Genomic DNA, 15105 nt, shown 5'->3' with positions numbered 1-15105 from the left:
GATTAAAAAATAAATAACCAAACTCAATTTTAACCGTCCCAATTTTTTTATTTCTAAATTTTCCATTCGTCGTAACTAGTTTAAAAAGTTCATTACTTTGAATGATTTTCTGTTTCCTGCTTTGTCAGTTACTACAACGATGAACAATTGTTTTGTTGTAAAACTTTGGTTTTGAAGCAGGACTTCTTTACTATTTTGAATGTTTTTATAACTTACTAATGATTGTCCGATAGTATTAAAAACGTCTACCTGAGCAATATCTTCTGAGTCATTTGTAACTGCTAAAGCATCATTTTTAAAATAAGCTACCGTAGCATTGCTTTTTGAAGAAATATCATTCAGAGCTAATGTTTTTGCTGCCGACTGCGAAGCGAAATAAGCGGCATACGCTTTAGATAATTCAGATGAATTACCACAAGAAGATGCATCCCAGTTTACAGACCAGGTCATTAAACCTCTTAAAGAAGGATATGGTCCGCCTGGCTGCATAGTGTATGTTCTTCCTGAAAAAGTGGTTCCGGTTCTTAAATAATCCATAGCACTAATTCCTTCTGCCGGCGTTATATAACCGCTACCTGCTGCACTTGGACAAGCTGGTAATGCAATAAGAACTTTTGAGGCCGGTAAACCATCAAAATGCATTCCTGTTGTACCAATGTTATACCCTTTTATCACCATATCAGTTAGGGCTGTTACCATGTTTGCTCTCTTAGCTGAACCATAGTATTGACCATCTAATCCGTTTTCTCCTCCTGTATTATACAATTGTACTGCTAACAAATCCAATTCACTACGTAGGTTTTGAATGATTGGCAGGAAAGAACCAAAAGTATCAGTATAGGTCGAATATCCTCCTTGTACGTATTGTGTTTCCGGAGCTGCAGTTAATAAAAATCCAGGGCCATAGTACGCTTTTAATTCTTTGAAAGCATCTACTACGTTTTTTAATCTTGGATAAGCAGAAATACCCGCATAAGAAATATCTCTTAAACCTCCTGCATTAAAATTCATCGATCCGCCTTCAAAATCAATATCAACACCATCAAATTGATACTCATCAATGATTGCTTTTAGACCATTAACAAAAATATTTTTTTGAGTTACATTGTCCAAAACAACATGACCATTTTGACCTCCAATAGAGACAATAACAGGAACTCCGCTATCTCTTAAGGATTTTATATCATTTTTCAACAATTGCTTATTGAAAACACCATTGGTCAGATATCTAGTGTCATTTGTAGTTAATACTGGTGTATAACCATCACGATTAACTGTTTCTACGAAAGAATAATCAACTACGTTAAATTTACTTCCCACCATTTGAGAAAAATATAAAAATGGCGCAGAAGTATTTTCCCAAGAATGTGCATATCCTAAAATAACTTTAGATGGGAGCGGAATGAATCTATTAGTGCCCACTTGAGCAATTTTAATTGTATTGTTTAATGTAGTTACACCAGATTGATTATCGGTTGCTTTGATTACAACTGAATAATCCTGATAAGCAGATGGTGTAAAATTATACGTATAGGTATTATTTGCACCTGCTGTCATGTTAAATGTACCGCCATTTATTGTAATACTAACACCTGAAACCGATCCGTCACTATCAACAGCTGTAACTGAAATTGGCACAACCTGGAAAGAATTCTGGTATACAGTAGTATTCGATGGTGAATTCCAAGTAATTACCGGCAATGAATTAGGACAAGTTGTTCCTGAACATTGTAAAAAGAACGCTTTTGTGTTTTCGGCAGTTGCACCGCTTGAAGCGGTTACTGTTGCTTTCAGCGTATAATTTTTATTAAAATCTGCTGTAGTCGGAGTCCAGTTTGCTACATATTCTGTTCCTGAAAGTGCTGCTGTAATATTTTGTCCGTTTATGTTAAAAATTACTGACGAAATAGTTAAGCTAGCGTCGACACTTGCCGTTGCCTTAAGCTGAATGGCAGTTCCCGGAGCTATCGCTACAGTTGCCAATGATGGACTTGTAATTGTAACCTGAGGTGGCGAAACAGTGTTTGTGTTGAAGTTGTAAACTTGTGGCGTTGTTGGCACCGCGAAGTTTGTCAAATTATTTGGAAAATAGGCCGTTTCACCATTTTCCCATGAATTCAATTTTAAACTTGTGATGATTGAATATCCAGCTAAAGCCGAATTGTTATAGCTGAAATTTCCTGAAGCATCTGTGGTTGCGATAATACTTACGTACCCATGAGTATTATCCGTCCAAGGTAAAATCAATTCTACTTTAGCACCAGAAACTGGAGTTGAACCATTTTTAACTGTTCCGCTGATTAAGTTTCCACTTGTAACATTTTGAGTAAAGTTCAACGTTTTATTTGCGTTAATTGCAGTATAAACTGTAGTAGCCGGACTGAAACTCAAACCTGTTTTAGCCGCTGTTACAGCATAATCTGAACCTGCAACTAAATTGGCAACACTGTAATTTCCTGAAGCATCTGAAGTTGCTGTTAAAGTTGTAGTTCCTGAAGTAGCAGAAACTATTACTCCTGAAACTGCTGTAGTTCCATTTTTAACTGTTCCGCTTACTGTGTAATAAACAGGAGTTACAACCTGAGTAAAATTCAAGGTTTTATTAGAGCTAATTGCATTATAAACCGTTGAAGCAGGTGTGAATGTCAATCCTGTTTTAGCAATAGTTACCGTATAATTTGATCCTGAAACCAAATTAGCAACGCTGTAATTTCCTGAAGCATCTGAAGTCGCTGTTAAAGTTGTAGTTCCTGTAACTGCTGAAATCGTTGCGCCAGAAACTGGAGTTGCTCCGTTTAAAACTGTTCCGCTAACAGTATAATATACTGGCGTTACAACTTGTGTAAAATTCAGCGTTTTATTAGAACTGATTGCGTTATAAACTGTCGAAGCTGGTGTAAATGTCAATCCTGTTTTAGCAATTGTTACTGTGTAATTTAATCCTGAAACCAAATTAGCAATACTATAATTTCCTGAAGCATCTGAAACCGCTGTTAAAGTTGTAGTTCCTGTAACTGCTGAGATTGTAGCTCCTGAAACTGGAGTGGCTCCATTAAGAACTGTTCCACTAACCGTGTAAGTTGTTGTAACTGCACCTGTATTAAAATCATAAACAGTTGGATTTGCTGGAACAGCAAAGTTCGTTAGATTATTTGGTAAATAAACAACCTCTCCGTTTTCCCAAGTGTTTAACTTTAAACTTGAAATAGTGCTATATCCCGTTAAAAGAGCATTGTCAAAACTGTATTTTCCTTGCGCATCTGTAATTGCAATTTTACTTAAATAAGGATGTGTATTATCTGTCCAGGGCAAAATCAATTCGACTTTTGCACCTGAAACTGCAATTGTACCATTCTTAACTGTTCCACTAATTTTACTTGCACCAACTACAATAACATCTTGTGTAAAATTCAATGTTTTATTGGCCGTTAAATTAGTATAAACTGTTGAAGCCGGAGTGTACGTTTGTCCTGCTAAAGCAGCAGTAACTGTATAATTTCCGCCAGATGGTAAATTAGCAATCGAATAAACTCCGCTTGTGTTTGTAGTTGCAGTGAAAGTTCCTCCTGTAGAAGTTGCTGTAACTGTAACTCCTGAAACCGGAGTTGTATTGTTTAAAATAGTTCCGCTTACCGTATAATATACAATTGGTGCGCCCTGAACAAAATTTAATGTTTTGTTCGCATCGATTGCATTATAAACTGTAGAAGTTGGCGTATAAGAGAATCCAGATTTTGTTGCCGTAACTGTGAAGTTAAGTCCGGCTGTTAAACCTGCAACACTATAAACGCCACTTGCATTTGAAACTGCTGTTAAAACTGTAGCTCCTGAAGTTGCAGTAACAGTAACTCCGGATACTGGTGTTGTTCCGTCTAAAACTGTTCCACTTACAGTATAGGTTGGCTGAGTTCCGTTAATTACAACAGCAGTTTGGTTAACTGTAACATTCGTTAGAGTTACCGGAGTAAAAGTATAAGTCGCTTTTAGAGCTGTTAACTTATAAGTCTGTCCGGAAGGTAAATTATTGAATGTGAAATTTCCCGCTGTAGAAACCACTGTTTGTAATACCGCATTGCTTGCATCACGCAACTCAACGGTTACATCAGAAACCAGAGCTGATCCGTTTTTAACAGAACCTGCAATACTTACTGTTCCGGGAACAACGCTTCCAAAAGAAGTATCAATTTGGTTTAATAAGGCATTTGGAAGAGAACCTCTTGTATCCTGAGATAATTCCCAAACCATACCACCGGCAAGGTTTCTCGATTTAATATATTGCACCTTTAAATCCATTGATTGTTTATCCTCATAAGAGATAAACTGTTTTAAAGTCGCATTGTATAAGTAAGGAACTTTAGTTGTATTGTCAAAATACCTAACCCATCCAGCAGCAGCGGCGGTTGGTGTAACTAACATGGTATTTGGATCTAAATAAGGATGTGAATTGGTAACAGGATTTCCAACTAAATCACAAATTTCAATACTTCCTGATCGTTCACAGGCAGCGGGTCCGTCCCAGGTTCCGATTGGATTTTGTGGATTTGTACATCCTGAAACGATATCACGTGGTGCAGAAACAAATAATCCAGGTAAATTTGGATTGGTTCCGTTATTAGCAACATGATCAAATTTTTTCCCGTAAAAAGGTAATCCCATGATTAATTTATTCGCAGGAAAACCAACAACATTCAAATATTGGCTCGTCAATTCGTCAAGTGATTCAGATTGAGTTGCTCCGTATAGCGGATCATTTGAATTTCCACTTGAATATAAAGGAGCGTTAAGACAGGTTTTATCGTACCAGTTTCCACCAAAATCATATCCAAAATAAGTAATGTAATCGCAATACGTCGAAATATCTTCTGACATTCCGTATTGTCCTCTATTCAGTGGGCCAAGATATTGTTTCGCTACATTTCGAACATTATTTCCGGCAGCGATTGTAACCAATTTATTCGGCATTGCCTGACGCATTGCTTTCAATAAATACACTAAGTTTTTGTTGTCGTCCGGGCTGTACTTTTGTGGAGGAATTGGAGCTCCGTTAATTACTTCAGTACCGTCTGTTCCTCCGGAAAGAGGATATTCCCAGTCAATGTCAAATCCGTCAATAAATGGATAAGTTACAATGAAGTTTGCCATATCTGCAGCCAAAGCGGCTCTTGCAACAGGACTTGCAGCAATTGGAGAAAGATCCTGACCTTTAGTCCATCCTCCAACAGAAATTAAAATTTTAAGATGCGGATACTTTTCTTTTAATTTTTTCAAATCATAAAAATTTCCTTTTACCGGAGCATCCCAAGGGATTCCGCCTTCCATATGCTCGAAATCAGCATACGAATCTAAACATAATAACTTTGTATTCTCCGGATGGGCAGGATCATAAGTTGTCCCATAAAAAGAATAATTCAAATGCGTCAATTTACTTCCGTCGATCTTTGGGACATTAAAATCCCGGGCATAGATAGACCATTGCGCATAATACCCTACTACCTTTTTTCCGTGAGCCGGTTGAGCTAACGCGAGTAAGGGAAACAGTAACAAAAAAAGCAATCTGTAATAATGTTTCATAATTAATAAATATTGGTTAATAGAAAATAAATATTCCGGTTACTAAATAATGCATGCCATAACGTAGCATATAAAAAACAATAACTGGGGTTTCAGCCAACTGCAACGTGGAAATTGCAGTCAAGTGGAATTAATTCATATTACTTCTATAAATAAATATTACTATTACCGATTCTACCATAATCATTAGCAAATAGTATTGATTGATATTTAGATATAATTTTTTAAAAATTAGTATTAAATACCAGAAGATAAACTTGGGGATTCATCAATCTGAAATTCTATTTTTGTCATGTTTTGTTTTATTCTTTTTATTTGGTTTTAAAATGTTAATACTCCTTTAATGGTTATTTTCTTTAAGATTTTATTGATTTGTGTGTTTAGAAAAAAGTCTGAAAATTATCCTGATTACCTGATAAATATCTCTACCAGAAATTCCGGTAGAGATAAATAATTACTAAATAATCATACTAACTAGACATACTAATTCAAACCAAACTTCAAATTAATTTTTTAAGACTTTCATATACTGATAATTCAACATCTGCATGATCCTTGCTATTACATTGCTCTATTAAATTCTTTAAATCATCATTCTTTAATGTTGATTTGTTATCTAAGACAAGTAACAATTCCTGTGATGCATCGGTTAACTTTTTAGACAAAGGTAAAATTGGCTGTACTAACGGCGCAGTGGAACTCAGCTCAATTAATCCTTTATTCATAGTAATCCATTTGTTGAAAAATGCAATCAATTTTGCTTTATTTTCAGGCGATTTGTTTGCTAAATATTGGGTAACTGCCGCATCAAAAGCTAAAGAGTCTTTAGCGTCAGGTGTACAGGCATCTGCAAATAATGTAAATGGAGAATACATTTGGTATTCAGTTCCGCCTTTATTACGTTTATATCCTTTTAAAGGTTCGCAAACATTTGTGAATTCATTTAATGCTTGTGTATTTTGATTGTTGGCGACATTTCTTAAGATTACTTCTTTATTGCGAATATGCGTCAATCCTAATTCTTCCAGTCTAAATGAAATTACATCAAGACGTTTACGCATGTTCTCAACATCTGTAATATTTTCTGCCGACCAAAGTCTTTCTGCGATAGCAGCTGTTCTTGGCCAAACTCTGGAATCTATTGTTGTTGATGTTGCAAGCTCTGTCCACATAGTGGCTTCACCTCCTAAGATTCTGGCTTTTTCTTCCGTTGATAAATCGGCGCCTTTTGGCATTGGATCATTCAAATAATGACTCTCAACCGGATACATCAAATCAATATAATATCCATTTGACAATACTGTTTTATATCCTTTTTTTACCGCATCAACTAATGATTGACCAGCTACTACGCCTTCGTTAGGCCCTCTCCAGGAATGGATAATAGCCTCTTTTGACATGTTTTTTGTCAAAATTTCTTCCCAGCCCATTAATTGCTTACCGTGTTTTTTAAGCATCGGTACTAACTGCATGGTAAAATAAGTCTGCAATTCGTGGTTTGTCGCTAAGTTGTTTTTCTTTTTGAATGCTTGAATTTTCGGGTTTGCATCCCAGTCTTTCCCTTCATTTTCATCTCCCCCGATATGAAAATAAGCTCCGGGAAACAAAGGGCAAACCTCATCAAAAAGTTCGCTTAATAATTGGTATGTTTTAGGATTTGAAGGATCTAATGTTGGCGAAAAAATACCGGCATTTCTTTCAATTCCATAGGTAGCGATTGCTGTACCCTGAATATTTTTTTCTGAAGTTCCACCAGTCAGCGTAATCACTTTGCTACCAATTTCCGGGTAAGCCGTAAGTATTGCAGATCCGTGACCAGGAACATCTATTTCCGGAACTATCAAAATACCGCGTTCATCAGCATATTTTACGATATTTTTAATTTCCTCTTGTGTGTAATACATTCCATCTGAAGCTAATTCAATTAGTTTTGGATGTTTTTTCATTTCAATTCTCCAACCCTGATCGTCTACTAAATGCCAGTGAAAAACATTCATTTTCATTGCAGCCAATCCATCAATATTTCTTTTGATAACGTCAACCGGCTGAAAATGTCTTGAAGCATCTATCATCAAACCTCTCCAGGTAAATCTCGGAAAATCTGAAATTTGTGCATTTGGAAAATAAAATGAGGTATTATTATTTTGCAACAGCTGCAATAACGTTTCAAGACCATGTAAAGCTCCTAAATCGCTTGTTGCATTAATTGTAATATTATTTTGTTTAATGTCTAAATGATAGCTTTCATCCTCATACAAACCAATTTTCCCGCTTTTAGTACAGTTAATCTGAAGTTCTGCTGTTGGAACTTCATTTAACTTTGTAATAAAACCCTGTTCGAAAAAAATACCGGCTCTACCATCTAATCGTCGTAAGAAACGGGTCACACCTCCAAAAATTCTTGGATTTGGATTTCCGGTAATATTTACTTTAAAATTTTTGGTTAAAGTAAAATTTCCATCGTTTAAAACAACACTTTGAGGCCAGGGCATAAGATTTAGTTGCTCTTTTTGAATTTGAGCACTAGAAGTTAAACCCGCTAGTAGTAGGACTAATAAATATTTCATTTTATTGTGTTTGAAAGATGCTATCCTGGGATAACATTAATAAATAGATAAAAGAAACAAAACTCAGAATGACTTCTATTGAACCTCACTTTCGTTATAAAATCAATCTGAATTTTGAAATTTGATTCGCTAACCGAATCTGAAATTAATTTTAGTAATCAAAGCGTTTGAAGGCTTCAATTGCTTCGTATTCTGCCAAACCTAGTTCATCGTATAAGATGGCTGTATTTTTATTACGGTCTTCTGCCCTAACCCAAAATTCTCTTGAATCGTTTCCTTGAAACATAACCCTGTCTTTTTGAGACTGGTGATATAAAATTGCATGACGTTTTAATAATACTTCTGATGGAGAAAGCGGAACGGCCATATCAATTTCATGAATATCCCATTCATGCCAGGCTCCTCGGTACAACCATAACCAGCAATCATCCATATATTTTTCTGGCTTCAATTCTTTCATGGCTGCGAAAATAGCATTAAGACAAACTTCATGTGTTCCGTGTGGATCGGCAAGATCTCCGGCAGCAAATACCTGGTGTGGTTTTATTTTAGCGATAATATCTTTTACGATAGCAATATCTTCCGGCCCTAGCGGATTTTTCTTCACTTGTCCTGTTTCATAAAAAGGAAGATCCAGAAAATGTGTATTTTCATCTTTTAAGCCAATGTATCTTGTTGCGGCATAAGATTCTCTTCTTCTGATTAGTCCTTTTAATTTTCGAACTTCTAAAGAATCGATTTGATTTTCTGATTTTTTATTCAAAAATTCAATAACAGATTTGAAATTTATTCCACTTCCTGCTTCACCAATAAAATCTTTGGCAACTTCAGCAAATTTTAATGCCTCGTCATCTGTAACCGCTATATTTCCAGAGGTTTGATATACAACATGTACATCGTGACCTTGTTTTATCAATTTTGAAAAAGTTCCTCCCATAGAAATCACATCATCATCAGGATGTGGACTAAAAAGAATTACTCGTTTTTTTGCAGGATTGGCTCTTTCCGGACGATGTGAATCATCTGTATTTGGTTTTCCACCTGGCCATCCTGTGATGGTATGCTGTAATACATTGAACATATTAATGTTCAAATCATAAGCAGAACCTTCTTGTGCCAAAAGATCAGACATTCCGTTGTTGTTGTAATCCCTGTCTGTTAATTTTAAAATAGATTGTTTTGTTTTTTGGCATAACCAAACAATCGCTTTGCTTTTTAATTCTTGTGTCCAGATACATTCTCCAACTAACCAAGGTGTTTTAAAACGCGTTAATTCTACCGCTGCAGACTGATCTAATACGAAAGTTGCATTTGGATGATTTTGTAAAAATGTAGCAGGAACTTCTGAACTGATATCACCCTGAATAGTTCTTTTGATGATATCGGCTTTGTTTTGTCCCCAAGCCATTAATACGATTCTTTTTGATCTCATGATCGTAGAAACTCCCATGGTAATCGCTCTTTTTGGAACGTTATCAATACCATTAAAGTCAGATGAAGCATCTACTCTTGTAATATGATCCAATGTAATAATTCTTGTACCAGAGTTAATGTGAGATCCCGGTTCATTGAAACCTACGTGACCTGTACGTCCGATACCTAATAATTGAAAATCAAGACCTCCGGCGCTTTTAATATTCATTTCGTAATCGATACAGTATTGATTTAATTCATCAATTGCTACTGTACCGTCAGGAATATTTACATTTTCAGGCTTTATATCAATATGATTAAAAAGGTGCTGATGCATGAAATAATGATAGCTCTGATTGTTCTCTTTTGTCATCGGATAATATTCATCCAAATTAAAAGTGATTACATTGCTAAAACTTAGTCCTTCTTCTCTGTGCATTCTAACTAATTCCTCATATACTTTTATAGGAGAAGAACCTGTTGCTAAACCTAATACACAAGATTTATTTTTTTCTTGTTTAGATCTAATTAACTGAGCGATTTCATGCGCTACAATTACTGAAGCTTCTGCAGAACTTTTGAAGATCTCATTGTGGATTTTTTCAAATCGGGTTTCTTCAAATTTCCCTGCACTTTTATAGCTAATATCAGGTTTTATTTCTAAAGCACTTTTCATTTTTTTCTTTTTTGGTAATTATTAAGTTGGTTTTGAAATGGTATAAGCAACTTGCATCGCTTATACCATTTACTAACCAAACTAAAATTCTTTTGATCTTATATTCTTAGAAGTTTGCTTTGTTAACATCCCACCAAAGTCTGGTGGCTCCGTTATCTGGACCGCCTAGTACTGCAACTCCTGACTCAACTCCTTTAGGGTTGTTTGCACCTTCAGACTGTGCAAAAGGAAGTCTTCTAACTCCAAGTTCAGTACTAATTACACCACCACTTTTGTTATTTGTAATTCTAAATAATTTTGGGTAACCCGTTCTTCTGAACTCAGACCATGCTTCTTGTCCATCAGGATAAGTAGCAATCCATTTTTGAGTAATAATTTTTTCTAAATTGATTTCATTTGTTACGCCCCACGCTACAGTTACTTTAGAAACTGCTGGTGCATTATTTGCTGGGAATAATGGATCTACATAATCTTTAGCTACTTTTACATTATCTGCAATATAAGCTGCTGCACCTTCAACACCATTTTGATCAAAAGAAGCCTTGATACCTGCCTCATATAAATCTTTACCTGTTCCACCCATATTCCATCCTCTTAAAGCTCCTTCAGCTCTTAGGAAATAAACTTCAGCAGTAGACATCCATGTAACCTCTCCAGTAGCAGTTCTAGAACCTGTTTGAGAAAATTTAGCATAAGTAGTTCCGGACGGATAAACAATACCTGTTCTTACTCCTTTGTATTGTCCAGGTGTAATTTCAGCAGTATTCCAGTACTTAGCCATACGAGGATCTCCGTAACCACCTAAGATAGACTCCATGTCAGCTCCCATAAATAAACCTACCCATGAGTGGCTCATTTGATCAATTACGTTAAGGTCAACCGGAGATTTAATTTTCATTACGTCAGCGTTAACTTTGAAAACACCAATTGTATTATTTACAGCTTTTTCAGCTTCTGTTTTAGCTAATGCAGGATCAACTTTAACAATACGCATAGCCAATCTTAAACGAAGTGAATTTGCATATTTAACCCATTGTGTGTAATCTCCATTATACGAAGACAAGTCAGTTCCTTCGAATGTAGATGCCTCGCCTGCATTAATTCTCTTCGTTAGTTCTGCAACTGCAAAATCTAAATCTTTAAACATTTGAGTATAAATGTCTTTTTGAGAATCATAAAGAGCTCCGCTTTCGCTTCCATATTTAGAAAATACTGCAGGTCCATACATATCTGTAATTCTTTGCATTGTAGCAGTTTTAAAAATTAATGACCATGCATAAAACTGATCATATTTTCCTTTTGCTCTTTGCTCTACTTTATAAAGATTTGCAATGATATTTACATAAGCATCATCCCATGCATATCCGTTCCAACCTGGATTTAAAGCGTAATCGTGGTTATTTAAGTTTCCAAAAGGAACTGGAGTAGTCATGTAACCCGACCATCCATCGGCCTGCAAACTTTGTTGCAATTGATATTGCCAGGTAACATCAGAGATAAATAATCTATTAAAAGTTGGTTTGAATAAACTTTTAATGTTATTAAAATCTTGTTCTAATTGTGGTGTCGTAGCCCCCACAGGGTTTGTATTTATCTCCTCAAAATTATCTGTACAACTAACCGCTGCAAGTAAAGAGAAGCATATTGCTGTTCTTTTAATTATATTTATTGTCATGATTGTAAGATTAGAATGTTAAGTTTAAATTAAGACCGATACTTCTTGTTGAAGGCAAACCGAACACATCAACACCTTGTAAACCTTCACCTGTACTTAGCGCAACGTTTGGATCAAATGGTGCATCTTTATAAATAAAGAATAAGTTTCTTGCTATTAAAGAGATACTAGCAGATTGTACTAAAGGTAGTTTATCCTTTTTGAAAGTATATCCAATAGAAATCTCTCTTACGCTTACATTTGTAGCATCGTAAACATACTCGCCAGAAGCTCCATTTCTGCCAGCAGTATTCGTATAATAATCGAAAGCATCCATCGTAGTTACCGGAGTTCCGCTACTAGCTCTAACACCATTAATGTTAACTCCCCCAGCATTTCTTGCATCTCCAGAAGCTTTAGAAACACCATTGTAGTCATTGATAGCTTGTGTTAAACTTAAAACCTCACCGCCAAAACGTCCATCAAGTAAGATATTTGCTGTAAAAGAACCTATTTTGAATGTATTTGACCAGCCTAACATGAAATCAGGATTTGCATTACCTACTTCTTCCCAATCTGTTCTTTGAATTGTGTTATCATCATTTACTAAAATTCTTCCCTGATCATCTTTTTTCAAATTGATTCCTTCAATTACTCCAAAAGGTCTTCCTTCAATTAATGAATATCTATAGCTGTTAGATCCTGGATCAGTAAGAACAATTCTTCCAGATAAATCCTCTGCAGGAATATCATTTACCCTACTTTTATTTTGAGAATAATTCACTCTTGATTCCCAGTTGAATTTATCTCCTTTGATAACATCCGCATATAAAACAACCTCAAAACCTTTATTAGAAATACTACCAGCATTTATAGCATAGTTTGTAAATCCGTCAGGATTTGTAGATGGAGCCGGAACCTGAATAAATTGATTTTTAGTTTTTGAATCATAGTAAGAAATTTCAAAACCTAATCTGTTATTAAACATTCTCCACTCTGTACCAATCTCAACCTCTGATTTCAATTCTGGTTTTAATGTTGTTCCCGGCATTGGACCAACTGTTGGATTCACAATACTTCCAGCAACAATAGTAGCCGTTGGAGTAGTTATGAAAGCAGAAATATCATTACCAACCTGTGCATAAGTAGCACGAACTTTACCAAAACTAATCCATTCTGGCATAGTAGTCATCTCACTAATAATACCTGTAAGACCTACAGAAGGATAAAAGAAACTTGGATCATCAGTATTAACTAAAGTTGATGACCAGTCATTTCTGGCAGCAGCATCTAAGAATAAGAAATCTTTGTATCCAAAAGTTGTAGCGGCAAATACTGATTGAACTTCTCTTTGAGCTCCCATTTGAACATTCCCGTTATTATTGACAAAATTTCCTAAAGTAAAGATATTAGCATAATTTAATCCCCCACCAATTCCTGAATCAACAGTTAAACCAGAAACTTTAGAATTATTTATACTGGTACCAAGTGTACCTGTAAATGAGAAATCTTCAGAAAACTTAGTATTAATTAAAGCTAATAAATCAGCATAATTTTGTGTTCCAATTGTATTTGCATTAATATATCTACCTGTTGTATGAACTAAAGAAGTTGCTGAAGTTGCATACATTTCTTTTTGAAAATTACTTTCACTTCTGTTATAGCTATATCTTGAAGTTAAGTGAAGCCATTCGTTAACTTTGTAATCTAAAGCAATTGCACCGTTGAAGAAATTGTTTGTATCAACAGATTGTTGCTTATTAATTTGCCAATATGGATTTTCGTTACTTTCGTTTATTGACGCAATACCTGGATAATTTTGAACCATCATATTTCTAACAGGATCAAAAACTTCATAAGTCTTCAAATCATTTAGACTGAAAGCTCTAGGATGAGAATAAACACCACTAACCGGATTAAAATATAATCCATTTGTTGGTCTGTTATTAATTGTTTGACCAACATAGTTACCTGTTACCGCAACGTTTAATCTGTCATTCAAGAATTTACTTGTTTGACGAATTCCGAAGTTATTTTTTTTCAAATGATTTCCTGGAATTATTCCAGAAGCATCAGTATTAGCATAAGTTAAGCTTGTAGAATTTCCGTCCGTAGCTTTTGAGAAAGACATAGAAGTAATTTGAGTTACTCCGGTTTCGAAGAAATCATCTACATCACCTTCTACTTTTTGTTTAGCACCCCAAGTTCTAATATCTCCATCAGCAGATGTATAATCATTTTGAAATTTTGGTAAATAAGCTGCACTCTCAATATTTGTTACAGAGTTAACATTAAAAGATTCAACACCCGATTTTCCTTTTTTAGAATTTAATAAAATTACCCCGTTTGCTCCCTGGCTACCATATAATACAGAAGCAGCAGCACCTTTAAGCACAGTCATTCCTTCATAATCATCTGGATTTATTAACGAAACAATGTCACCACCATCACGGTTACCACCTGCTAAATCCCCAAAAGTACCATTTGGCTGACCTGTACCTTGATTATATAATGGAATACCATCTATAACATATAAAGGTTGATTGTTAACGAAAGAAGAATTACCACGAATTACAACTTTTGTAGAACCTCCTGTTCCTGAAGCACTCTTTGTTACTGCAACACCAGCAATTTTACCCGCTACAGTATTAATAAGGTTAGCATCTTTTACACGAGTTAACTCTTCTCCTTTTAACTCTTGCGCTGCATAAGTTAAAGATTTTCTCGTTTTTTTGATACCTAATGATGTTACTACTACTTCATTTAATGAATTTGAAGCTCCTTGCGCCATTTTCACATTAATTGTAGTAGCATCACCTACAACTATACTTTGAGTTTCAAGACCTACATAGCTAAAAACTAAAGTTTGTCCTTTTTGTACTTCAATAGCGTACAAACCGTCAAAATCGGTAGTCGCACCTTTTTGACCTCCTTGTACAGCAACAGATGCCCCTGGTAACGGCATTCCGTCAGAATCTGTAATCACACCCTTGACACTTTTTACCTGAGCAAGTGAAACTTGCGCAGTAAAAACAATCATAAAGATTAAGAAAATTTTTTTCATGTTTATTTTTATTTGTTAGTTATGAGGTAAAATTATTCTTAAGGTATTGTTAAAAAAAATAAATTATACAAACAGCTTTATTTTTTAAACAAACGACATAAAACAATCAATAATGCGTTTTTCGAAAACGTTTTCACTTAAAAATATTATTCTTTTTTAA

Annotated in this window: 5 protein-coding genes; all 5 read right to left on the bottom strand. The window is 35.1% G+C overall.

Annotation, left to right across the window (positions count from 1 at the left end):
- Nucleotides 1–75: 75 nt before the first annotated feature.
- Complete coding sequence (locus tag IHE43_RS10755; protein ID WP_192187931.1) at nt 76–5571, bottom strand: glycosyl hydrolase family 18 protein; 5496 nt, start codon at nt 5569–5571, stop codon at nt 76–78.
- 500 nt (nt 5572–6071) lie between these two features.
- Nucleotides 6072–8138 carry a beta-N-acetylhexosaminidase gene (locus IHE43_RS10750; RefSeq protein ID WP_192187930.1) on the bottom strand — a complete coding sequence of 689 codons (2067 nt, stop codon included), beginning with the start codon at nt 8136–8138 and terminating at the stop codon, nt 6072–6074.
- Nucleotides 8139–8289: 151 nt separating this feature from the next.
- Nucleotides 8290–10227: a glucosamine-6-phosphate deaminase gene (gene nagB / locus IHE43_RS10745; RefSeq protein ID WP_192187929.1), complete on the bottom strand. Its 1938-nt coding sequence runs from the start codon at nt 10225–10227 to the stop codon at nt 8290–8292.
- Nucleotides 10228–10333: 106 nt separating this feature from the next.
- Entirely contained in the window at nt 10334–11902 is a 1569-nt protein-coding gene (locus IHE43_RS10740) for a RagB/SusD family nutrient uptake outer membrane protein (RefSeq protein ID WP_192187928.1), read from the bottom strand.
- A 10-nt stretch (nt 11903–11912) separates the two neighbouring features.
- Nucleotides 11913–14945 (bottom strand): SusC/RagA family TonB-linked outer membrane protein, encoded by a 3033-nt coding sequence (locus IHE43_RS10735; RefSeq protein WP_192187927.1) that lies wholly within the window; start codon nt 14943–14945, stop codon nt 11913–11915.
- Between the last annotated feature and the right edge of the window lie 160 nt (nt 14946–15105).

Source organism: Flavobacterium sp. MDT1-60 (genome assembly GCF_014844035.1).
Lineage (GTDB): Bacteria > Bacteroidota > Bacteroidia > Flavobacteriales > Flavobacteriaceae > Flavobacterium.
This window is presented reverse-complemented; position numbering and strand designations above follow the sequence as displayed.